General features: G+C 69.4%; 1 protein-coding gene. It reads right to left on the reverse strand.

Going from position 1 to position 26,881, the window contains the following annotated elements; translation table 11 throughout:
• Positions 1-43: 43 nt before the first annotated feature.
• A complete protein-coding gene (locus SK803_RS34715; RefSeq protein ID WP_319970415.1) occupies positions 44-26,539 on the reverse strand; it encodes a non-ribosomal peptide synthase/polyketide synthase in 26,496 nt (8,831 codons plus the stop codon).
• Positions 26,540-26,881 lie beyond the last annotated feature (342 nt).

A 26,881-nucleotide genomic window follows, 5' to 3' on the forward strand; every position in this document is an offset into this window, starting at 1 on the left:
TGCGGAAACCCGGTGCGCTACTTGCCCCCCTTGTTCCGCCCGATCACCCGCCCATCTGCTTGAGCACCGCGGCAAGACTCGCTTGATCGATGTTGGCCAGCGGGAAGTCGGACGGAGTGACCCCGCCAGCACCCGACTGGCAGTGCTCGACCAGCTCGCGCAACACGGTCACGTAGCGCGCCGCCAGCCGTTCGACCGTCGCCTTCCCGTGCACATTGGTGCTGAAGTACCACTCGACCAGCAGGCGGCCGTCCGCGGTTTGCTCGGCTTCGACCTGCAAAAGGTGCGATCGGTTCCCCTGTTCGTTCTCCGTCGGGCCGCACAGGTCAGCGGACAGTTCCTTGCGGATCAGCCCGACCGCCTCGTCACCCGCCGCGTCGAACGCACCTAGATAGTTGAACAACACAGTTCGCGCGGGTGCGTTGACCAAACGGTCGTCGCGTTCCAGATAACGGAGAATCCCGTACCCGACACCGCGGCGCGGCACGGTGCGCAGCTGTTCCTTGACCGCCTTGATCAGCTCTCCGCTGTCGTGGAGGCGGTGGTGACGCAGGCGCACCGGGAAGATCGACGTGAACCACCCGACGGTGCGGGACAGGTCGACGCCGTCGGCGATGGCCTCGCGGCCGTGGCTCTCGAGGTCGATCGTCACGTCGCCGGTGCCCGCCCACTCGCCCAAGGTCTTGAGCAGGGCGGCCAGCAACAGGTCGTTGATCTGGGTGCGGTAGGCCTTGTGGGCCTCGCCCAGCAGCACCTCGGTCGACTTCGCGTCGAGCCACGTGCGCACGGTGTCGGCCGACGCCTCGGTGTTGGCACCGCGGCCGTCGACGGGCAACGCCGTGACCCGTTCGGTCTGCGCGGCCCAGTGGTCGAGTTCGACTGCTGGGTTGTCGTTGTGCAGCACCTCGGCCCACTGCCGGAACGACGTCGTCTTCGGCCCGAGCGGTCCCCCGCGGTAGGCCGTGTCGAGGTCTTCCAGCAGCACGTTCCACGCCACGCCGTCCATGACGAAGTGGTGCGCGGTGAGACCCAGCCAGGCAGGGGCGGCGCCGCGGTCGAAGTACAACGCGGCCACGAGCGGACCGTCCGCCAGGCGCAACGACGTCTGAGCCTCGGTCATGTGCGCGATGACCTCGTCGTCGTCGCGGGCGGTGACGACCCGCAGGACCGGCTTCAGCTCACCGTCGTTGTCCTGCACCCAGGTGTCCCCGTCCTGGCGGAACCTGATGCGCAGGGCGTCGTGGTGGGCGACGACGGCGTCGAGTGCCCGCGCGAGCCGGTCCGGGTCGATGCCGGACGCCAGCTCGAACACGCCCGACCAGTTCCAGTGGTCGCGGTCGGGGATGTCCTGCTCCACGAACCAGTGCTGGATCGGCGTGAGCGGGACGGGACCGGTGACGACACCCTGTTCGGCCAGCACGGCCTTGGGGGTGTCGCGCACGACGGGTGCGAGTTCGGCGATGGTCTGGTGGGCGAACACGTCCGCCACGTCCACGCCCCATCCCGCGGCGCGGACGCGAGCGACGATCTGCAGGCTCAGGATCGAGTCGCCGCCCAGCTCGAAGAAGTTGTCGTGCACGCCGACGCGTTCGAGACCCAGCACCTGCGACCACACGGCCGCCAGCGTGTCCTCAATGGACGTCCGAGGTGCTTCGAAAACCTCGGCCGTCGTCTCGGGCTCCGGGTCGGGCAGGCCCTTGCGGTCGACCTTGCCGTTCGGCGTGAGCGGCAGCTTCTCCAAGGCCACGAACACCGACGGCACGAGGTAGTCCGGCACTCGTTCGCGCAACCAGGTCCGCAGGACCTTCGTGCTGAACTCGCCTTCCGCGACAACGTAGGCGATGAGGCGCTTGCCGCCGTGCGGGCCGCCATCCCGAGCGACCACAACGACATCACGCACGCCGGGGTGGTCGCCGATGACGATCTCGACCTCGCCGGGTTCGACCCGGTATCCACGGATCTTGACCTGCTCGTCGACCCTGCCGAGGAACTCGATGGTCCCGTCCGCACGCCACCGCGCCCGGTCGCCCGTGCGGTACAACCGGCCACCGGCCGCACCGAAGACGTCCGGCACGAACCGTTCCGCAGTCAGGTCGGGCCGGTTCACGTAACCACGTGCCACACCCGGACCACCGACGAGCAGCTCGCCAGGGACACCGACGGGCGCCGGCCGCATCGCGTCGTCGACGATGACGGCGCGGGCGCCGGCGAGCGGCGTGCCGATGGGTACCACGGCCTGCGGGTGATCGTCCGCGACCGGGTGGAAGATCGAGTCGATCGCCGCCTCGGTCACACCGAACACGTTGCCCGGCACCGCGTTCGGCGCTACCTCGGCCACCGCGGTCTTCAAAGCATCGTGCGTCCACATGTCCGTGCCCGAGATCACCAGCCGCAGCGACTTGATCGACCCGGCAGTTCGGCAATGCGCTGCCAGATCGCGCAGGAGCATGCCCGGCACGATCTCGGCGATCGCCACGCCGTCATCAGAAAGCGTGCGGTGCAACGACTCCACGGACACGTGTTCGTCGTGCGGCAGGAACACAACGCTCTGCCCGAACGCCAACGCCCGAGTCATGTCCCCGATGGACACGTCGAAACCTGGGCCGGACATCGACAACACCGGCCCAGGCCCGCCCAGCTCGGCGAGCCCGTCGCGCCATCCCGCCACGTACGACGACAGCGCGCCATGGGTCACGGCCACACCCTTCGGCCGCCCGGTCGAACCCGACGTGTAGGCGATGTACGCCAACGCGTTCGGGTCGATCCGCATGGGCGACGGGTCACGAACCGTGTCGTCCAGCACGAGCACGTCGCCGCTGAACGCGGCCAGCTCGCCCGCGAGTGCCTCGGTCGTGACCGCGGCGACCGCACCGGCATCGGCCAGCAGGAACGCCAGGCGTTCGGCAGGAAGTCCCGGGTTGATCGGCACGTACACGCCACCGGAGCGCAGCACACCCTGGAAGGCCACCGCCAGTTCGATCCCGCGCGGCACCAGCACCGCCACCGGTGACTCCACCGTCACACCGGCCAGGTGGAGGCGTGCCGCCAAGCCGGAGGAACGAGCCTCCAGTTCGGCGAACGTCACACGCTGATCGCCGCACTTCGCGGCCACTGCCGCGGTGTGCGCCCAGCCGTGGATCAGCTCGGGCACCGGCGGTTCGACCACCGGCGCCGGGGTCTCGCCCTGCGCCACCAGCTCGGCGGCCTGTTCCGGACGCTGCAACGGCAGGTCGGCGACAGCGAGTTCCGGCTCGTGCGCGACAGCGGTGAGCACGACGACCAGCTGGTCGAGAACGCGTTCGACGGTGGCGGTGTCGAACGCCGCCGTGGAGAACTCGGCCTCGATCTTGAGCGTGTCCTCCAGGTCGACCGCGAAGGTGAGCGGGTAGTTGCCCTGCTCCACCGACTCGACGGCGTCGGCCCAGTCCTCGCCGGTGTCGGCGGGTGCCTCCTCCTGCGGGTAGTTGCCGAACACGACGATGCTGTCGAACAACCCGCGGCCGTGCGGCACGGCGGACCACCGCTGCACGTCGACCAGCGGGGTGAACTCGAACCGTTGCAGCTGGACCTGGTTGTCCCGCAGCTCGTGCAACCACGCGGCGAACGGCACGCCCACCGGCACCGCGGCTCGGACCGGCAGCGTGTTGATGAACAACCCGACCATCGACTCGACCCCGGTCAGTTCGGCCGGACGACCCGACACCGTCAGGCCGAACACCACGTCGTCCTCGCCCGAACTCGCGGAGAGGACCTTGGCCCACGCCGCCTGCACGACCGTCGACAACGTGACCCGCTCACGCCGGGCCAGCTCCACGAGCCTGCTCGTGACGTCCTCGTCGAGGTTCGTGCGCCGCCGTTCCTGGGAGTAGTGGCTCGCGGCCAGGCGGTCCACCGGCAGTGCCGTGGGTGCCTCGAAGCCGTCCAGGTAGGTGCGCCAGAACCCTTCGGTGGCAGCGAGATCGCGCTGGTCGAGCCAGGCGATGTAGTCGCGGTACGGCCGCGCCGGCGGCAGCGACTGCCGTTGGTAGGCGACGGACACCTCGTCCATCACGACCGGCAGGCTCCACCCGTCGCACAGCCCCTGGTACAGGCCCCACACCAGCCAGTTCTGCCCGTTGCCGCGATCGACGAGGTACAGGCGCGTCAACGGCGGCCGGGCCAGGTCGAACCCGAGCGCACGGTCCTCCGCCAGCAGGTCCTGCAACCGAACCTGTTGTGCCGCCTCGTCAAGACTCGACCAGTCCTGCTGCTCAAGCGGCACATCGACGTCGGCCAGCACGATCTGCACGGGCTCGCTGACGCCCTCCCACACGAACCCGCTCCGGAGCGCGGCGTGCCGGGCGATCACCTGACGCCAGGCACCGGCCAGCCGGTCGGCGTCGATCGGACCGGCCAGGTCGTAGACGCCCTGACCCCAGTAGAGCCCGTCCCCTTCCTGCGGGGCACCGACGACACCGAACAACATGCCCGACTGCACCGGCGCCAGCCGGTAAACGTCCACAAGCGACGGACAGCGCCCCGCCAGCCCGTCGACCTCGTCCTGGGTGAGGGAGGCCAACGGGAAGTCCGACGGCGTGAACCCACCAGCGGTCGACCGGCAATGCTCGACGAGTTCGCGCAACGCCTCGACATACCGAGCCGCAACCCGTTCGACCGTGGCGGTGTCGTGGTTGTTGGTGGAGTGGAACCACTCGATCGACAACCGGCCGTCAGCGGTCTGTTGCACCTCAAGCTGCACCAGGTGTGAGCGGGTTCCGCCTTCGCCCTCAGTCGGCCCCGCCAGGTCGCCGTCCAGCTCACGGCGGATCAGCCCGGCCGAGTCGCCGGCGCCGTCGTACGCCCCGAGGTAGTTGAACAACACCGGCCGATCCGGCGCGCCGGGGAGATCGTCCCGCAGCAGGCCGTAGCCCACGCCACGGCGCGGCACCTCCCGCAGCTGTTCCTTCACCGACTTGATCGCCGCCGCCGGATCACGTTCGTTGCTCAGCCGGACCGGGAAGATCGACGTGAACCACCCGACGGTGCGCGACAGGTCCGCGCCCTCACGGCCGTGGCTCTCCATGTCGATGGTGACGTGGTCACTACCGGCCCACTCCCCCAGCGCCCGCGCCAACGCCGCCAGCAGCAGGTCGTTGCCTTGCGTGCGGTACGCCCTGTGCGCGTCGCCGAGCAGCGTCGCGGTCGTGTCCGCATCCAGCCACGACTGCACGATCGCCTCGGACGCATCCGTGTTCGGGCCGTTGCCGTCGGCCGGAAGCGTGACCACATCCGCGGTTGCCGCAACCCAATGCTCACGTTCAGCGCTGGCGTCGTCGTCCTGCAGCTGCAACGCCCACTGCTGGAACGACGTCGTCTTAGGCGCGAGCTTTCCGCCGTTGTAGGCGGTGTCGAGGTCCTCCAGCAACACGTTCCACGACACCCCGTCCATCACCAGGTGATGCACGGTCAAACCAAGCCACGCCGGCTCATCACCGCGATCGAAGAACACGGCAGCAAGGAGCGGACCATCAGCCAAACACAACGACCTCTGCGCCGCGGTCATCTCCGCAACCACGTCCCCCGTGGCAACGCGCAAGAACCCACCACCGTCAACCGGCGCGTTGTACTGACTGTCCGGTGTGAACCGGATCCGCAGCGCGTCGTGATGCGCCACAACGACATCCAGTGCCCGGCTCATTCGGCCCGGATCCGCACCCGGCGCCAGCTCGAACACGCCCGACCAGTTCCAGTGGTCCCGGTCCGGGATGTCCTGCGCCAGGAACCACCGCTGAATCGGCGTCAGCGGAACCGGCCCGGTGACGACACTCTGCTCGGCCAGCGTCGCCGCCGGAGCGTCCCGCACCACCGACGCCAACTCTGCCACCGACTGATGGGCGAACACGTCGGCCACGTCGACGCCGAGTCCGGCGGCGCGAGCCCGAGCCACGATCTGCAAGCTCAGGATCGAGTCGCCACCGAGTTCGAAGAAGTTGTCGTGCACCCCAACGCGTTCGACACCCAGCACACCACCCCACACCGCCGCGAGAATCTCCTCGGCGGCAGTCCGGGGCGCGACATGAGCCTCACCGACCGTTTCGGGCTCCGGGTCGGGCAGACATCGCCGGTCGACCTTCCCGTTCGGCGTCAGCGGCAGCCGTTCCAGCGCCACGAACACGGACGGCACCAGGTAATCCGGCACCCGCTCGCGCAACCACGCCCGCAGGACCGTCGAGCTGAACTCGCCTTCCGCAACGACGTACGCGACGAGCCGCTTGCCGCCGTGCGGCCCGCCATCCCGAGCCACCACAACGACATCACGCACGCCGGGGTGGTCACCGATGACGACCTCGACCTCACCGGGCTCCACCCGATAACCACGGATCTTGACCTGCTCGTCGACACGACCCAGGAACTCGATGGTCCCGTCCGCACGCCACCGCGCCCGGTCACCGGTGCGATACAACCGACCACCGGCGGAGCCGAAGACGTCGGGCACGAACCGTTCAGCGGTGAGGTCCGGACGTCCCACATAACCTTGGGCCACACCGGAACCACCGACCAGCAACTCACCCGGCACACCCACCGGCACCGGCCGCAACGACCCGTCCACCACGAACGCCTGCGCACCCACGAGCGGGGTACCGATCGGCACCACGGCGGCAGGATGATCCTCGCCCACCGGGTGGAAGATCGAGTCGATCGCCGCCTCGGTCACACCGAACACGTTGCCCGGCACCGCGTTCGGCGCCACCTCAGCCACCGCAGACGTCAACGCATCATGCGTCCACATGTCCGTACCCGAGATCACCAGACGCAGACTCTCCACCGGCCCGGCAGAGCGGCAGTGCGCCGCCAGGTCACGCAGAAGCATGCCCGGCACGATCTCCGCGATCGCCACGTCATGCGTGCGCAGCGTGTGGTGCAACGACTCCACCGACACGTGCTCGTCGTGCGGCAGGAACACCACGCGTTGGCCAAACGCCAGAGCACGCGTCATGTCCCCAATCGACACGTCGAACCCAGGACCCGACATCGACAACACCGGACCAGGCCCGCCCAGTTCAGCGAGCCCGTCGCGCCATCCCGCCACGTATGACGAGAGCGCGCCATGGGTCACGGCCACACCCTTCGGCCGCCCGGTCGAGCCCGACGTGTAGGCGACGTACGCCAACGCACTGGGGTCGATGCGCACCGGCACGGCGTCGAGAACCGTGTCGTCCAGCACCAGGACCTCGACAAACCCAGCCAACTCGGCAACCAGCGCCGCCGTCGTGACGGCAACTGTCGCACCGACGTCAGCCAGCAGGAACGCGAGACGTTCGGCGGGCAGACCGGGGTTGATCGGCACGTACACGCCACCAGCGCGCAACACACCCTGGAAAGCGACAGCCAGCTCGATCCCGCGCGGCACCAGCACCGCGACCGGCGATCCCACCGTCACACCGGCCTGCTGAAGCCGAGCAGCCAGGGAGTCGGCGCGGACACCCAACTCCGCGAACGTGAGCCGCTCGTCGCCGCAGATCACCGCAACCTCGGACGAGGACCACCCGGCGATCAGATCAGGCACCGGCCGCTCCACCGCCGGCAGGACAGTGCTGCCCCACGCCACGATCTCGGCGGCCTGGGCCGGGCGGTGCAGCGGAAGGTCCTGGACCGCGAGGTCCGGCCGCTCGGCCACCGCGGTCAGCACGACCACCAACTGGTCGAGGATCCGTTCGACCGTGACCGCGTCGAACGCCGCCGTCGAGAACTCGGCCTCGATCTTGAGCGTGGCCTCCAGGTCGACCGCGAAGGTCAGCGGGTAGTTGCCCTGCTCCACCGACTCGGTGGCCTGCAACCAGTCCTCACCCAGGTCTTCCGGCAGTTCCTCCTGCGGATAGTTGCCGAACACCACGATGCTGTCGAACAACGCACGGCCATGCGGCACGGCCGACCACCGCTGCACGTCGACCAGCGGCGTCCACTCGAACCGTTGCACCGCGACCTGGTTGTCCCGCAACGAGTGCAGCCACGACGTGAACGGCACGTCCGCGGGCACCACGGTCCGCACCGGCAGCGTGTTGATGAACAACCCGACCATCGACTCCACGCCGGCCAACTCAGCCGGACGACCCGAGACGGTCAGGCCGAACACCACGTCGTCCTCACCCGAGGTCTCCGCGAGCACCTTGGCCCACGCGGCCTGCACGACCGTCGACAACGTCACGCGCTCACGCCGAGCCAACTCCACCAGCTTGGCCGTCACGTCGTCGTCGAGGTGAGTGCGCCGACGGTCCTGCTCGTAGTGGCTCGCTGCCAACCGATCCACCGGCAACGGCGTCGGTGCCTCGAACCCGTCCAGGTTCCCTCGCCAGAACTCCTCTGACTCGGCCGGGTCACGCCCGTCCAGCCACGCGATGAAGTCCCGATAGGGCCGGATGGGTTCGAGGGCGCTGCCTTGGTAGGCTGCGGACACCTCGTCCATCACCACGGGCAGACTCCACCCGTCGCACAAACCCTGGTACAGCCCCCAAATCAGCCAGTTGCGCCCGTTGCCCCGATCGATGACGTACAGGCGCGTCAACGGCGGCCGGGCCAGGTCGAACCCGAGCGCACGATCCTCCGCCAGCAACTCCCGCAGCCGAACCTGTTGCGCGGCATCGTCAAGACCCGACCAGTCCCGCTGCTCAAGTGGCACGTCGACGTCACCGAGCACGATCTGAACCGGCTCGGACACGCCCTCCCACACGAAGCCACTGCGCAGGGACGCGTGCCGGGCGATCACCGCACGCCACGCCGCCGCGAACCGTTCCGCGTCGATCGGGCCCGCCAGGTCGTAGACGCTCTGCGCCCAGTAGAGGCCGTCGACAGGAGAACCCACGACGCCGAACAACATGCCCGACTGCACCGGCGACAACCGATAGACGTCCGCCAACGGATAGCACACCGCAAGCCCGTCGACCTCGCCCTGCGTCAACGACGCCAGCGGGAAGTCCGACGGCGTCGAACCGGAAGCCCCGGACTGGCAATGCGCCACCAACTCGCGCAACACCTCGACGTACCGAGCCGCAACCCGTTCGACCGTGACGGTGTCGTGGCGGTTGGTGGAGTGGAACCACTCGATGGACAGCCGACCGTCGGCAGCCTGTTGCACCTCCAGCTGCAACAGGTGCGACCGCGTCCCGCCCTCGCCTTCGCTCGGACCGGCAAGGTCACCGTCCAGCTCGCGACGGATCAACCCTGCCGAGTCACCGGCGTCGTCGTACGCCCCGAGGTAGTTGAACAACACCGGCCTGTCCTGCGCAGCGGCGAGATCGTCTCGCAGCAGGCCGTAGCCCACTCCACGGCGCGGAACTGCCCGCAGCTCCTCCTTCACCGCCTTGATCGCCGCACCGGGATCGTCGTGGTGACTCAACCGCACCGGATAGATCGACGTGAACCACCCGACCGTGCGCGACAGGTCCGCACCTTCACGGCCGTGGCTCTCCAAGTCGATGGTGACGTGATCACTACCGGCCCACTCCCCCAACGTCCGGGCCAGAGCGGTCAGCAGCAGATCGTGGCCCTGCGTGCGGTATGCCTTGTGCACCTCGCCGAGCAACGCCGCAGTCGTCCCGGCGTCCAGCCACGACTGCACGACGGCCTCGGACGCAGCGGAGTTCTGGCCATCGCCATCGGCCGGAAGCGCAGCCACATCGGCGGTCGCCGCGACCCAATGCTCACGTTCGCCACTGGCATCGTCGTCCTGCAGCTGCAACGCCCACTGCTGGAACGACGTCGTCTTCGGCGCGAGCGACCCGCCTTCGTAGACCGTGGCCAGATCCTCCAGCAACACGTTCCACGACACGCCATCCATCACCAGGTGATGCACGGTCAAACCAAGCCACGCAGACTCATCACCACGATCAAAGAACACGGCAGCAAGAAGTGGGCCATCGGCCAGCCGCAACGACTTCTGCGCCGCCGTCATCTCCGCGACCACGTCGCCCGAGGCGATGCGAAGGAATCCGCCACTCTCGACCGGCGCGTTGTACTGACCGTCCGGCGTGAACCGGATCCGCAGCGCATCGTGGTGAGCGACAAGGGCATCGAGTGCCCGGCTCAGCCGATCAGGGTCCGTGCCGGGCGCCAGTTCGAACATGCCCGACCAGTTCCAGTGGTCCCGGTCCGGGATGTCCTGCGCCAGGAACCACCGCTGGATCGGCGTGAACGGCACCGGCCCGGTGACCACACCCTGCTCCGCCAACGCGACCGCAGGCGCGCCCCGCACAGCGAGAGCGAGTTCGGCGACGGTCTGGTGGGCGAACACGTCCGCCACCTCGACACCCAGACCTGCCTCGCGAACACGCGCCACGATCCGCAAGCTCAGGATCGAGTCGCCACCGAGCTCGAAGAAGTTGTCGTGCACGCCAACACGTTCGACGCCCAGCACCTGCGACCAGACCGCCGCCAGCGTCTCCTCGGCCGACGTTCGAGGTGCCTCGTAGGCTTCCGCGGTCTCCGGTTCGGGGTCGGGCAGTCCGCGCCGGTCGACCTTTCCGTTCGGCGTCAGCGGCAGCCGGTCCAGCGCGACGAACACCGACGGCACCAGGTAGTCCGGCACGCGGTCGCGCAACCACGCCCGCAGGACCGAACCGCTGAACTCGCCCTCCGCAACAACGTACGCAATCAGCCGCTTACCGCCATGAGGCCCGCCATCACGCGCCACCACAACGACATCACGCACATCCGGGTGGTCACCGATGACGACCTCAACCTCACCAGGCTCAACCCGATGACCACGGATCTTCACCTGTTCATCGACCCGGCCCAGGAACTCGATCGTGCCGTCCGCACGCCACCGCGCCCGGTCACCGGTGCGATACAACCGACCACCGGCCGAGCCGAACACGTCGGGCACGAACCGTTCCGCGGTCAGGTCCGGCCGGCCCACATAGCCCTGGGCCACACCCGAACCACCGACCAGCAGCTCACCGGGAACACCCACCGGCGCCGGCCGCATCGCGGAATCGACGACGACGGCACGAGCGCCAGCCAGTGGAGTACCGATCGGCACGACCGCGGCCGGATGATCGTCACCGACCGGGTGGAAGATCGAGTCGATCGCCGCCTCGGTCACACCGAACACGTTGCCCGGCACCGCGTTCGGCGCCACCTCGGCCACCGCAGACGTCAACGCGTCATGCGTCCACATGTCCGTACCCGAGATCACCAGACGCAGACTCTCCACCGGACCCGCGACACGGCTGTACGCCGCCAAGTCACGCAACAACATGCCGGGAACGATCTCCGCGACCTCGACCTCGTGATCGACCAAGGTCTCGTGCAACGACTCCACGGTCACGTGCTCGTCGTGCGGCAGGAACACCACACGCTGGCCGAACGCCAGAGCACGCGTCATGTCCCCGATCGAAACGTCGAAACCGGGACCCGACATCGACAGGACCGTGCCCGGACCGCCCAACGCGGCCAGCCCGTCACGCCACCCGGCCACGTACGACGACAACGCGGCATGGGTCACCGCAACGCCCTTCGGCCGGCCGGTCGATCCGGACGTGTACGCGATGTAAGCCAAGGCTGCGGGGTCGACCGGCGGCAACGGCTCTCCGGAAACCTCGGACACGTCGTTCACCAGCAGCACTTCACCGGTGAACCCCGGCAGAGCCGACGTCGTCACCACGGCGACCACAGCTGCATCGGCCAGCAGGAACTCCAGCCGTTCGGCAGGAAGCCCCGGGTTGACCGGCACGTACACGCCGCCAGCCCGCAACACACCCTGGAACGCCACCGCCAGCTCGATCCCGCGCGGCAGCAGCACAGCGACCGGCGACCCCACCGTCACACCGGCCCGGCGCAGTCGCCCGGCCAGAGCATCGGCCCGAGCACCCAACTCGGCGAACGTCAGCTGCTCATCCCCGCACACCACGGCGACGTCGGACGAGACCCATCCGGCGATCAGGTCCGGCACCGGAAGCTCGACGGGCGGCGCCGGCGTGGCACCCCACGCCACCAGTTCCGCCGCCTGCTCGGGACGCTGCACCGGCACGTCCGCGACCGCCAGCTCTGGCCGCTCCGCCACCGCGGTGAGCACCACCGTCAGCTGGTCGAGGATCCGCTCCACCGTGACCGCGTCGAACGCGGCCGTCGAGAACTCGGCCTCGACGCGCAGCGTGCGTTCCAGGTCGACAGCGAAGGTGAGCGGGTAGTTGCCCTGTTCCACCGAGTCGGCGGCCTGCAAGCCGCCCAGGTCTTCCGGCAGCTCTTCCTGCGGGTAGTTGCCGAACACCACGATGGAGTCGAACAACGCGCGACCGTGCGGCACGGCCGACCAGCGCTGCACATCCACCAACGGCGTGTACTCGAACCGTTGCACCGCAACCTGGTTGTCCTGCAACGAGTGCAACCAGGCGGCGAACGGCATGTCCGTCGGCACCACGGTCCGCACCGGCAAGGTGTTGATGAACAACCCGACCATCGACTCGACGCCGGCCAGCTCCGCCGGACGACCCGACACAGTCAGTCCGAACATCACGTCGTCGTCACCCGAGTACGTCGACAGCAGCAGTGCCCACGCCGCCTGCACGACCGTCGACAACGTCACGCGCTCGCGGCGGGCCAGCTCGGCCAGCTTGCCCGTGACGGTCTCGTCCAGGCGCATCCGGCGCCGGTCCTGGTCGTAGTGGCTGTTCGCCAGCCGATCGACCGGAAGTGCCGTGGGAGCCTCGAAACCGCCCAGGTAGGCGCGCCAGAACCCTTCGGACTCAGCCGAGTCACGCCGGCCGAGCCAGGCGATGAAGTCCCGGTAGGACCGCACAGGCTCCAGCGACCGGCCCTGGTAGGTGGCGGACACCTCGTCCATCACGACCGGCAGACTCCACCCGTCGCACAAACCCTGGTACAGGCCCCACACCAGCCACAACCGGCCTTCGCCGCGATCCACCAGGTACAGCCGCGTCAACGGCGGCACGGCGAGATCGAAGCCCAGCGCGCGGTCCTCGTCCAGGAGCAGTCGCAGCCGTTCCTGCTGGGCACCGTCGTCGAGGTGAGACCAGTCCCGTTGCTCGAGCGGAACGTCAACGTCCGCGAGCACGACCTGCACCGGTTCGCTGACGCCCTCCCACACGAACCCGCTGCGCAACGCCGCATGCCGGGCGATCACCGTTCGCCAGGCGTCAGCCAGCCGCCGAGCGTCCAGCGGACCGGTCAGGTCGTAGACCCCCTGGCCCCAGTAGAGCCCGTCGACAGGAGAACCAGCGACACCGAACAACATGCCCGACTGCACCGGCGCCAACCGGTGCACGTCCACCAGCGGATAGCGCTCGGCGAGCCGGTCGACCTCCGGCTGGGCCAGCGACGCCAGCGGGAAGTCCGACGGCGTGAACCCGGACGCCCCGGACCGGCAATGCGCCACCAGCTGACGCAACGCCTCGACATAGCGCATGGCGACACGTTCGACGGTCGCGGTGGCGTGCCGGTGGTGGCTGAACAGCCACTCGATCCGCAGGCGTCCATCGGCGTCCTGCTGGGCCTCGATCTGCAGGACGTGCGACCGCGTCCCGCCGGGTCCCTCACTCGGGCCGGCCAGCTCGGCGGGCAGCTCCCGGCGGATCAGCCCGACCGAGTCGACGGCGTCGAAGGCACCGAGGTAGTTGAACAGCACGGGACGGTCCGGCGCATCGGCCAGATCACCCTGCAACCAGCGCAACGCGCCGTAGCCGACACCGCGGCGTGGAACGGCCCGCAGCTCCTCCTTGACGGCCTTGATCGCCGCTGCCGGGTCGCCGGCGTGCGTGAGGCGTACCGGGAAGATCGACGTGAAGTACCCGACCGTGCGCGACAGGTCCACCCCGTCGGCCACCGCCTCACGGCCGTGGCTCTCCAGGTCCACCGTCACGTGTCCGGTACCGGCCCACTCCCCCAACGCCTGGGCGAGAGCGGCCAGCAGCAGGTCGTTGCCCTGGGTGCGGTAGGCGCGGTGGGCGTCGCCCATCAGCGCGGCGGTGGTGTCGGCGTCCAGCCACGACCGCACGACACCGGCCGAGTCCTCGGTGTTGGGCCCCTCGCGGTCCTGCGGCAGTTCCACCACGTCCGCGGTCTGGGCCAGCCAGGTCTCGCGCTCCGCCCGTGCGTCCAGGTCCTGCAACACCTCGGCCCATTGCTGGAACGACGTCGTCTTCGGCCCGAGTTCCCCGCCCGCGTAGGCGGTGTCGAGGTCCTCCAGCAACACGTTCCACGACACCCCGTCCATCACCAGGTGATGCACGGTCAAACCAAGCCACGCCGGCTCATCACCGCGATCGAAGAACACAGCGGCGAGAAGCGGACCGTCAGCCAGACGCAACGACTTCTGCGCCGCGGACATCTCCTCGACCACGTCCCCCGCGGCAACGCGCAGGAACCCGCCACCGTCAACCGGCGCGTTGAACTGGCTGTCCGGCGTGAACCTGATACGCAGCGCATCGTGATGAGCCACAACGACATCGAGCGCCCGGCCCAGGCGAACAGGATCGGTGCCGGCGGCCAGTTCGAACATGCCCGACCAGTTCCAGTGGTCCCGGTCCGGGATGTCCTGCGCCAGGAACCAGCGCTGAATCGGCGTCAGCGGAACCGGTCCGGTCACCACACCCTGTTCAGCCAAGGTCACCGCAGGCGTGTCCCGCACGACGCCCGCCAGCGCGGCAACCGTCTGGTGAGCGAACACGTCCGCCACGTCGACGCCCAGACCGGCCGCGCGGACGCGCGCGACGATCTGCAGGCTCAGGATCGAGTCGCCACCGAGTTCGAAGAAGTTGTCGTGCACGCCAACGCGTTCGACACCCAGCACGCCACTCCACACCGCCGCGAGAATCTCCTCGGCCGCGGTCCGGGGCGCGACATAAGCCTCACCGACCGTCTCGGGCTCCGGGTCGGGCAGACCTCGCCGGTCGACCTTTCCGTTCGGCGTCAGCGGCAACCTCTCCAAGGCCACGAACACCGACGGCACAAGGTAATCCGGCACCCGCTCGCGCGACCACGAACGCAACACCGAACCGCTGAACTCACCTTCCGCGACCACGTAGGCCACCAGGCGCTTGCCACCGTGCGGGCCACCATCCCGAGCCACCACAACAACATCACGCACGCCGGGGTGGTCACCGATGACGACCTCGACCTCACCAGGCTCGACCCGATAACCACGGATCTTCACCTGCTCGTCGACCCGGCCCAGGAACTCGATGGTCCCGTCCGCACGCCACCGCGCCCGGTCACCGGTGCGATACAACCGACCGCCGGCACCGAACACATCTGGGATGAACCGTGCCGCGGTGAGGTCAGGACGTCCGAGGTAGCCGCGCGCCACACCGGCGCCACCGACCAGCAGCTCGCCGGGAACACCGACCGGCACCGGTCGCATCGCGGAATCGACGACGACAGCACGGGCACCGGCAAGCGGAGTACCAATGGGCACCACGGCCTGCGGGTGATCACCCGTGACCGCGTGGAAGATCGAGTCGATCGCCGCCTCGGTCACACCGAACACGTTGCCCGGCACCGCGTTCGGCGCCACCTCAGCCACCGCAGACGTCAACGCGTCGTGCGTCCACATGTCCGTACCCGAGATCACCAGACGCAGACTCTCCACCGGGCCGGCGGTCCGGCAGTGTGCCGCCAGATCACGCAGGAGCATGCCCGGCACGATCTCCGCGATCTCGATCTGGTGCCCCAACAACGTGGCGTGCAGCGACTCCACCGAGACGTGCTCGTCATGCGGCAGGAAGACCACCGTCTGCCCGAACGCCAGAGCACGCGTCATGTCCCCGATGGACACGTCGAACCCAGGACCCGACATGGACAACACCGTGCCCGGACCACCCAGCGCGGCCAGACCATCGCGCCACCCGGCCACATACGACGACAGCGCGGCGTGGGTCACCGCCACGCCCTTCGGGCGACCCGTCGATCCGGAGGTGTAGGCGATGTACGCCAAGGCGGCGGGCTCGACCGGCACGAGCGGCACGCCGGGGCCTGCGGACATGCCACCGAGGACCGCAGCCGCGTCGTCCACCACCAGCAATTCCCCGGCGAACCCGGCCAGCTCCTCAGCCGGCGCCGAAGTCGTCACCACGGCGACCACACCGGCATCAGCCAGCAGGTACCCCAGGCGTTCGGCAGGAAGCCCCGGGTTGATCGGCACGTACACGCCACCGGAGCGCAGCACACTTTGGAACGCCACCGCCAGCTCAATCCCACGTGGCATCAGCACGGCAACCGGTGATTCCACCGTCACACCGGCCTGCTGAAGGCGAGCAGCCAACGCATCGGCGCGGGCGTCCAGCTCAGCGAACGTCAAGCGCTCATCACCGCACACCACGGCAACGGCATCGGTCGCGGCCCAGCCGTGGATCAGCTCAGGCACGGACGCCTCAACGGCCGGAACGGGAGTCTCGCCCCACGCCACGAGTTCCGCGGCCTGTTCCGGGCGCTGCAACGGCACGTCCACGACCGCAAGCTCCGGCCGCAGCGCCACCGCGGTCAGCACGACGACCAGCTGGTCGAGGATCCGTTCGACCGTGACCGCGTCGAACGCGGCCGTCGAGAACTCCGCCTCGATGCGCAGCGTGCGTTCCAGGTCGACCGCGAACGTGAGCGGGTAGTTGCCCTGCTCCACCGAGTCGACGCCCGCGTATCCCTCGGGGGTCGCGGCCGGGTCTTCCGGCAGGTCCTGGTGCGGGTAGTTGCCGAACACCACGATGGAGTCGAACAGCGCGCGCCCGCCCGGAACAGCGGACCAGCGCTGCACGTCCACCAGTGGCGTGTACTCGAACCGTTGCACGGCAACCTGGTTGTCCTGCAACTCGCGCAGCCACGACGTGAACGGCACGTCCGCGGGCACGACAGCCCGCACCGGCAGCGTGTTGATGAACAACCCGACCATCGACTCCACCCCGGCCAGATCGGCCGGACGACCCGACACGGTCAGCCCGAACACCACGTCGTCCTCACCCGAGGTCTCCGCGAGCACCTTGGCCCACGCGGCCTGCACGACCGTCGACAACGTGACCCGTTCGCGCCGAGCCAGCTCGACGAGCCTGGTCGTCACGCTCTCGTCCAGGCGCGTGCGCCGCCGGTCCTGCGTGTAGTGGCTCGTCGCCAACCGATCCACCGGCAACGGCGTCGGCGCTTCGAACCCGTCCAGGTTCCTGCGCCAGAACTCCTCGGACTCGTCCGGATCACGCCCGTCCAACCAGGCGATGAACTCGCGGTACGACCGCGCCGGAGCAAGGGATTCGCCGTCGTACGCGGCGAACACCTCGTCCATCACCACGGGCAGACTCCACCCGTCGCACAAACCCTGGTACAGGCCCCACACCAGCCACAGCCGGCCTTCGCCCCGGTCCACCAGGTACAGCCGCATCAACGGCGGCGCCGCCAGATCGAAGCCCAGCGCACGATCGTCAGCCAGCAACTCCCGCAGCCGAACCTGCTGCGCGTCACCGTCCACATCGGACCAGTCGTGGATCGTCAGCGGCACGTCGACATCAGCCAGCACGACCTGAACCGGCTCACCGACGCCCTCCCACACGAACCCGCTGCGCAACGCGGCATGCCGGGCGACCACCGACCGCCAGGCACCGGCCAGCCGGTCGGCGTCGATCGGGCCGGCCAGGTCGTAAATGCTCTGGCCCCAGTAGAGGCCGTCGACGGGAGAACCCACGACACCGAACAGCATGCCCGACTGCACCGGCGACAACCGGTACACGTCGGCCAGCGGATAGCGCACCGCAAGCCCGTCGACCTCGCCCTGCGTCAGCGACGCCAACGGGAAGTCGGACGGCGTGGAACCGGACACCCCGGACTGGCAATGCGCCACCAATTCGCGCAACGCGCCGACATACCGTTCCGCGACCCGCTCCACGGTGCCGGCCTCGTGCAGGTTCGTGCTGTGCAGCCATTCGATCCGCAGACGGCCGTCGTCTGCCCGGACGACCTCCAGCTGCAGCGGATATGCCCTGGTCCCGCCGGGCCCCTGCATCGGACCGGCCAGTTCGGCCGGAAGCTCCCGGCGGATCAGGCCGACCGAGTCGACGGCCTCGAACGCACCGAGGTAGTTGAACAGCACCGGGCGTTCCGGCGCATCAGCCAACTGACCCCGCGACCACCGCAACACTCCATAGCCGACACCGCGGCGCGGCACCGACCGCAGCTCCTCCTTGACCGCCTTCACCGTCGCACCGACATCGGCGTACCGGCTCAACCGCACCGGGAAGATCGACGTGAACCACCCGACCGTGCGCGACAGATCCAGGCCTTCGCGGCCGTGGCTCTCCAGGTCGACCGTGACGTGGTCAGTCCCTGCCCACTCGCCCAGGACGTTCGCCAGGGCCGCGAGCAACAGGTCGTTGGCCTGCGTCCGATATGCCTTGTGCGCCTCGCCGAACAACGCGGCGGTGGTGTCGGCGTCCAGCCAGGTGCGCACCACGGCGCCGGACGCCTCGGTGTTGGGCCCGTCGCCGTCGACCGGCAGCGCGACCACGTCCGACGTCGCCGCGACCCAGTGGTCCCGTTCGCCACCGGCCTCCAGCTCCAGCAGGTGCTCTGCCCACTGCTGGAACGAGGTCGTCTTGGGCGCCAACGCCGCGGAGCGGTACGCGGTGTCGAGGTCCTCCAGCAGGACGTTCCACGACACCCCGTCCATCACCAGGTGATGCACGGTCAGACCAAGCCTCGCGGGCTCGGCACCACGATCGAAGAAGACCGCCGCCACCAGCGGACCATCGGCCAGCCGCAACGACTTCTGCGCCGCCGTCATCTCCGCGACCACGTCGTCGTCGCCGTCGACCACCCGCAGCACCCGGCCGGCCTCGATCGGCGCGTTGTGCTGGCCGTCCGGACCGAACCGGATCCGCAGCGCGTCGTGGTGCGCGACGAGGACGTCGAGCGCCTGACCCAGCCGGATCGGGTCGGTACCGGAGGCGAGCTCGAACACCCCCGACCAGTTCCAGTGATCGCGGTCGGGAACGTCCTGGGCCACGAACCAGTGCTGGATCGGTGTCAACGGCACCGGACCGGTGACCACACCCTGCTCGGCCAACGAGACCACAGGGGTGTCGCGCACGGCGAGAGCCAGCTCGGCGATGGTCTGATGGGCGAACACGTCCGCCACGTCGACGCCCAGATCCGCGGCACGAACGCGGGCCACGATCTGCAGGCTGAGAATCGAGTCCCCGCCCAGCTCGAAGAAGTTGTCGTGCACACCGACGCGCTCGACACCCAGCACGCCACTCCACACCGCCGCCAGCGTTTCCTCAACGGCGGTCCGGGGCGCGACACAGGTCTCGCCGGTCGTCTCCGGCTCCGGATCGGGCAGCCCGCGGCGGTCGACCTTGCCGTTCGGCGTGAGAGGCAACCGATCAAGACCCACGAACACCGACGGCACCAGGTAATCCGGCACCCGCTCGCGCAACCACGCCCGCAGCACCGAACCGCTGAACTCACCTTCCGCAACGACGTACGCGACGAGCCGCTTGCCGCCGTGCGGACCACCATCCCGAGCCACCACAACAACATCACGCACATCGGGGTGATCGCCGATGACGACCTCCACCTCACCGGGCTCCACCCGGTAGCCGCGGATCTTGACCTGCTCGTCGACCCGCCCGAGGAACTCGATCGTGCCGTCCGCACGCCACCGCGCCCGGTCACCGGTGCGATACAACCGACCACCGGCCGAGCCGAACACGTCGGGCACGAACCGTTCCGCGGTCAGGTCCGGCCGGCCCACATAGCCCTGGGCCACACCCGAACCACCGACCAGCAGCTCACCGGGAACACCCACCGGCGCCGGCCGCATCGCGGAATCGACGACGACGGCACGAGCGCCAGCCAGTGGAGTACCGATCGGCACGACCGCGGCCGGATGATCGTCACCGACCGGGTGGAAGATCGAGTCGATCGCCGCCTCGGTCACACCGAACACGTTGCCCGGCACCGCGTTCGGCGCCACCTCGGCCACCGCAGACGTCAACGCGTCGTGCGTCCACATGTCCGTGCCCGAGATCACCAGGCGCAGCGACTTGATCGGCCCGGCCTCCCGGCAATGCGCGGCCAGATCGCGCAACAACATGCCCGGCACGATCTCCGCGACCTCGACCTCGTGATCGACCAAGGTCTCGTGCAGCGCCTCCACCGTCACGTGCTCGTCGTGCGGCAGGAACACCACCGTCCGACCGAACGCCAACGCACGGGTCATGTCCCCGATGGACACGTCGAACCCAGGACCCGACATGGACAACACCGTGCCCGGTCCACCCAGGTCGGCGAGCCCTTGTCGCCATCCCGCCACGTACGACGACAACGCCGCGTGCGTCACCGCGACGCCCTTGGGCCGCCCCGTCGAGCCGGAGGTGTAAGCGATGTACGCCAGCGATTCCGGCAACACCGTCACAGGCTCGGCGTGACCGGCGGAGTCGTCGAGGACGATCACCTCCGGTGCGAGACCGGCCAGAGCATCGGTGGTGACGACGGCGACCGCGCCCGCGTCCGCCAGCAGGAACTCCAGGCGTTCGGCCGGAAGTCCGGGGTTGATCGGCACGTACACGCCACCAGCGCGCAACACACCCTGGAAGGCAACAGCCAGCTCGATCCCGCGCGGCACCAGCACCGCCACCCGCGACCCCACCGTCACGCCGGCCTGCTGAAGCCGACCCGCCAGCGCGTCGGCCCGAATGCCCAGCTCGGCGAACGTGAGCCGGTCACCGCCGCAGACCGCCGCGAGTTCGGACGAGGCCCACCCCGCGATCAGGTCCGGCACCGGCCGTTCGGTGGCGGGTTCGGGAGTCTCCCCCAACGCCACCAGCGCCGCCGCCTGCTCCGGCCGCTGCAACGGCACGTCCCGGACCATCAGGTCCGGCTGCTCTGCCATCGCGGTGAGCACGACCACCAGCTGGTCGAGGACGCGTTCCACGGTGGCCGCGTCGAACGCGGCGGTGGAGAACTCGGCCTCGACCTTGAGCGTGGTGTCCACGTCGACCGCGAAGGTGAGCGGGTAGTTGCCCTGCTCCACCGAGTCGAGCAGCGGCGACAGCTCGAAGTCGGCGACCTGGGTCTGCGCGCCGGGGTAGTTGCGCAGCACGACGATGCTGTCGAACAGCGCGCGGCCGCCGGGCACCGACGACCAGCGCTGCACGTCGACCAGCGGGGTGTACTCGAACCGTTGCAGCGCGGCCTGGTTGTCCCGCAGCTCGCGCAGCCACGTCGTGAGCGGCACGTCCGCGGGCACCACGGCCCGCACCGGCAAAGTGTTGATGAACAGGCCCACGGTCGACTCGACGCCGGCCAGCTCGGGCGGGCGGCCCGACACGGTCAGGCCGAAGACCACCTCGTCCTCACCGGAGGTCGCCGACAGCACCTTCGCCCACGCGGCCTGCACCACCGCCGACAACGTCACACGCTCCCGGCGGGCCAGGTCGACGATCTTGGCCGTGGCGGGCGCGTCCAGCGCGGTCCGCCGCCGTTCCTGCGCGTGGTGACTGGCCGCCAGCCGATCCACCGGCAACGGCGTCGGCGCCTCGAAACCGTCCAGACAGGACTGCCAGAACTCCTTGGACTCGTCCGGATCACGTCCGTCCAGCCAGGCGATGAACTCGCGGTACGACCGCACCGGTGCCAAAGCCTTGCCGTCGTACGCGGCGAGCACCTCGTCCATCACGACGGGCAGACTCCACCCATCGCACAAACCCTGGTACAGCCCCCAAACCAGCCAGTGCTGCCCGCAACCCCGATCGACGAGGTACAGGCGCGTCAACGGCGGCGCCGCGAGATCGAAGCCCAGCGCACGGTCCTCCGCCAGCAACTCCCGCAACCGGGCGTGCTGGGTGTCCCCGTCGAGGCTGGACCAGTCGCGCAGCTGCAGCGGAACCTCGACATCGGCCAGCACGACCTGCACCGGTTCGCTGACGCCCTCCCAGACGAACCCGCTGCGCAACGCCGCCTGGCGGGCGATCACCGACCGCCACGCGCCGGCCAGCCGGTCCGCGTCCACGGTGCCGGTGAGTTCGTAAACCCCTTGGCCCCAATAGAGTCCGTCACCCTCGGCAGGGGCGCCGACGACCCCGAACAGCATGCCCGACTGCACCGGCGCCAACCGGTACACGTCCGCCAGCGCCGGGAACCGCGCCGCGAGCCGGTCGACCTCGTTCTGCGCCAACGACGCCAACGGGAAGTCCGACGGCGTGAGACCGGAGGCCCCGGACCGGCAGTGCGCGACCAGCGCCTCCAGCTCCTGCCGGTAGGTCTCGGCCAGCCGCTCGACGGTCGCCGCCGCGTGCAGGCCGGCGCTGTAGTGCCACTCGATCTGCAACTCGCCGTCGGCGGTACGGGTCACTTCAAGATTCAGCAGGTGGGACCGGGTGCCACGGCCGGCCGTCGCGGCGCCCCGCAAGGTCGCGGGCAGCTCGCGGCGCAGCAGATCCCCGGTGCCCGCAGCGGATCCCAGGTAGTTGAACAGCACCGGACGGTCCGGCGCGTCGGCCAGTTCTCCGTGCAGCCAACGCAGCGCGCCATAACCCACACCACGGCGCGGGACGGCCCGCAGCTGTTCCTTGACCGCCTTCACCGTCGCGCCGAGGTCTTCGTGCCGGCTCAACCGCACCGGGAAGATCGACGTGAACCAGCCGACCGTGCGCGACAGGTCGACCCCGTCGGCGATCGCCTCGCGACCGTGGCTCTCCAGGTCGATGGTCAGCTCATCGGTGCCCGCCCACGGACCCAGCGTCCGCACCAGCGCCGCCAGCAGCAGGTCGTTGCCCTGCGTGCGATACGCCTTGTGCGCGTCGCCCAGCAACGCGGCGGCCGTCCCGGCGTCGAGCCACGTCGTGTGAATCCTCGCGGAGCGCTCGTCGTTGGGCCCGTCGCCGTCGAGCGGCAGCACGACCACGTCTGCCGTGGCCGCGGCCCAGTGCTCCCGTTCGCCGCTGGGGTCGAACTCCTCGAGCTGCTCGGCCCACCGCTGGAACGAGGTCGTCTTCGGCGCCAATGCTTCCGAGCGATACGCGGTGCCGAGATCCTCCAGCAAGACGTTCCACGACACCCCGTCCATCACCAGGTGGTGGACGACCAGGCCCAGCAACGCGGGCTGGTCGCCGCGGTCGAAGAAGACAGCCGCGACCAGCGGACCATCGGCCAGCCGCAACGACCTCTGCGCCGCGGTCATGTGCCCGACCACGTCGTCGTCCTCGACCACCCGCAGCAGGTCGGTGGCCTCGATCCCGGCGTTGTACTGGCCATCCGGCGAGAACCGGATGCGCAGCGCGTCGTGATGGCCCACCAGGACACCGAGTGCTCCGGCGAGCCGGTCGGGGTCGGTGCCCGGTGCCAGCTCGAACACGCCCGACCAGTTCCAGTGATCGCGGTCGGCGATGTCCTGAGCCAAGAACCAGTGCTGGATCGGCGTCAACGGCACAGGACCGGTGACGACCCCCTGCTCCGCCAACGTCACCACAGGCGTCTCGCGCACGACGGCCGCGAGCTCGGCGACGGTCTGGTGGGACAGCACGTCGGCCACGTCGACGCCGAGACCGGCCGCGCGGACGCGAGCGACGATCTGCAGGCTCAGGATCGAGTCGCCACCGAGTTCGAAGAAGTTGTCGTGCACACCGACACGTTCGATCTTCAGCACCTGTGACCACACCGTCGCCAGCACGTCCTCAACGGACGTTCGGGGCGCCTCATAGGCTTCGGCCGCCTCGGGCTCGGGGTCGGGCAGGCCCCGGCGGTCGACCTTGCCGTTGGGCGTCAGCGGCAGCCGGTCCAGTGCCACGAACACCGACGGCACCAGGTAGTCCGGCACCCGCTCGCGCAACCACGCCCTCAACACCGACCCGCTGAACTCGCCTTCCGCAACGACGTACGCGACCAGGCGCTTGCCACCGTGCGGACCACCATCACGAGCCACCACAACAACATCACGCACATCGGGGTGATCGCCGATGACGACCTCGACCTCACCAGGCTCGACCCGATAACCACGGATCTTGACCTGCTCGTCGACCCGGCCGAGGAACTCCAGCTCACCGTCGGCCCGCCACCGCGCCCGGTCACCGGTGCGGTACAACCGCCCGCCGGATCCGCCGAACACGTCGGGCAGGAACCGCTCCGACGTCAGATCCGGACGCCCCACATATCCCCGCGCCAGACCCGAACCACCGACCAGCAGCTCACCCTCGACGCCCACCGGCACCGGCCGCAGCAGGCCGTCCACGACGAAGGCGTCGACTCCCGCCAGCGGCCCGCCGATCGGGACCACCTCGCCCCCGTGCCCCTGCCGGTCCGCGACCGGGTGGAAGATCGAGTCGATCGCGGCCTCGGTCACGCCGAAGACGTTGCCCGGCACGGCATTCGGTGCCACCTCGGCAACCGATGACACGAGCGCGTCGTACGTCCACATGTCGGTGCCCGAGATGACCAGGCGCAGCGACTCGACCGGACCCGCCTCACGGCAATGGGCGGCGAGATCTCGCAGGAGCATGCCGGGCACGATCTCGGCGACCTCGACCTCGTGGTCGGCCAGCGTCCGGTGCAGAGAATCGACCGACACGACCTCGTCGTGCGGCAGGAACACCACCGTCTGACCGAACGCCAGCGCACGTGTCATGTCACCGATGGAGACGTCGAACCCAGGGCCCGACATCGACAGCACGGTGCCGGCCCCGCCCAGCGGTTCGAGCGCCTCGCGCCAGCCGGCCACGTACGACGACAACGCGGCATGCGTCACCGCGACGCCCTTGGGCCGGCCCGTGGAGCCCGACGTGTAAGCCACGTACGCCAGCGCGTTCGGATCGATGCGCACCGGCAACGCCTCGGCCGCCGGGGACGCGCCGTCCAGCACCAGCACCTCGCCGTCGAACCCGGCCAGCTCACCGGCCAGGGCCGCCGTCGTGACCGCAACGGTCGCACCGACGTCGGCCAGCAAGAACGCCAGACGTTCGGCCGGAAGCCCAGGATTGACCGGCACGTACACGCCACCGCTGCGCAGCACGCCCTGGAAGGCCACCGCCAACTCGAGCCCTCGTGGCACCAGCACCGCCACCGCGGACTCCACGGTCACCCCGGCCTGCTGGAGCCGGGCGGCGAGCGCGTCGGCCCGCTCCCCCAGCTCACCGAAGGAGAGCCGGTCCTGGCCGCACCCGACCGCGGGCGACTCGGGGCTGGTCGCGATGTAGCTCGCGATGAGGTCGGGCACGCTCGCGGTGCTGCTCCGCGCGATCCCCGTTCCCCAGCTCCGGACCACCCGAGAGTCCACAGTGGACATCGGAACCGGACCGTCCACCGGGCCGTGGGCGAGCCGGTCGAGCAGGTCCAGGAACCGTTCCTCGTGCAGTGCCAGTTCGGCGCCGGCGGCCACGCCGTCCTCGACGTCGACGTCGAGCCACGCCTGGTCACCGCGAGACCAGCCGTAGGTCGTGACGGTGAGGTCGCGGATGGGGCCGACCGCCAGGTTGCGCGGAACATCGGCGAGCACGGCGGCGCCGAAGCGCAGCGGCCGGTTGAAGTCGACCACGTTGAGCGTGGGGCCGAACCAGGCGCCGTTGCCGGCGACCCCGAGCTTCCGCGCCAGATCTTCGCCCCGGTACCGCGACCGGGCGGCGTTCTCGGCCAGCCGTGCGGTGGTGGCGCTGGTCAACTGCCGCACCGTCGCGCCGTCCGGCACGTGCAGGACCACCGGCGCGACGTTGGCCAGCAAGCCGGGGGTCGCGCGGGCCAGCGGACTGCGCCGGGCCGCCGTGGGAAGGCTGAACACCACGTCGTCGCGATCCACCAGCTGCCGCTGGTAGGCGGCGAACGCCGAGACGAGGAAGTGCGGGACGCGCATGCCCAGCTCGGCGCAGCGTTCGAGGACGGCGCCGCGCAACGTCCCGTCGACGGCGACCGTGCGCCGCCGTGAGGACCGCTGCCGTTCGGGACGGCGTTCGTCCTGGCGGCCCAGCACCGCGTCCGCGACCGAGTCGAGCCAGTACCGCTCGTCGGCGATCCGGTCGTCGGACTGCTGGTAAGCCTCGTCCTCGGCCACAACGTCGGCCCAGGAACCGAAGTAGCGGGGCCGGTGCGCGCCGGAGTAGACCTCCGCGACGCGTTGCGTGAGCAGGTTGAACGAGAAGATGTCCGAGATGAGGTGGTGCGACCGTTGGTACCACCAGTGCTCTTCGTCGGCGACGCGCAGCAACGCCCAGCGCCACAGCGGCGCCACCCGGTGATCGATCGGCCGGGCCCCGTCGGCGTGCATCCACGCCGCGGCCGCACCCGCCGGATCGTCCTCCGCGCGGAGATCCACCACCGGCATGACCTCAGCGGGCAGTTCGTCGGCGAACGCCTGCCACGGCGCACCGTCCGCCTGCTCGCCGAAGAACAGCCGATGTGCGTCGGTTTCCCGGGCCACGACACGGGCGCTGGACCGCAGGAGTTCCTCGTCGACGGGCCCGTGCAGCACCACGTACTGGGCAGGGTTGAACTCCGGAGTCCCGCCGAGCAACTCGGCCGACAGCCACATGTGCAACTGCGCCGCTGTCAGCGAGTACCGGACGTTAGGCTCACGCCGCTCAACCACTGAACCACTCCTTCTGACCGGTGACCCCCCGTCACAGCACGAGTGGGTTGGCATGCCGCTGCCGGGACGTGCGAAATCCGTCCCGCTACAGCGGAACAGTGAGGCTGCTCAAGGCGCAGATACAGCCGATGAAGGAGCACCTCAGAAGTGGGTGATGAACGGTCGGCAATGTGCAACGACCAGGACACCCCCGTGCCGTCCGCCAACTCGTCCAATTCACGTTGCGACTCGCGAATCAGATAGTTGGCGAAAGCAACCAACCCAAAGAAACCCCCCGTGCCGCCGAAGCGACTGACGCAGGTTAGCCAAATTCGCAACCGGCACGAATCCGCCGAACAGTCC

It is taken from the genome of Lentzea miocenica (genome assembly GCF_033949945.1).
Lineage (GTDB): Bacteria > Actinomycetota > Actinomycetes > Mycobacteriales > Pseudonocardiaceae > Lentzea > Lentzea miocenica.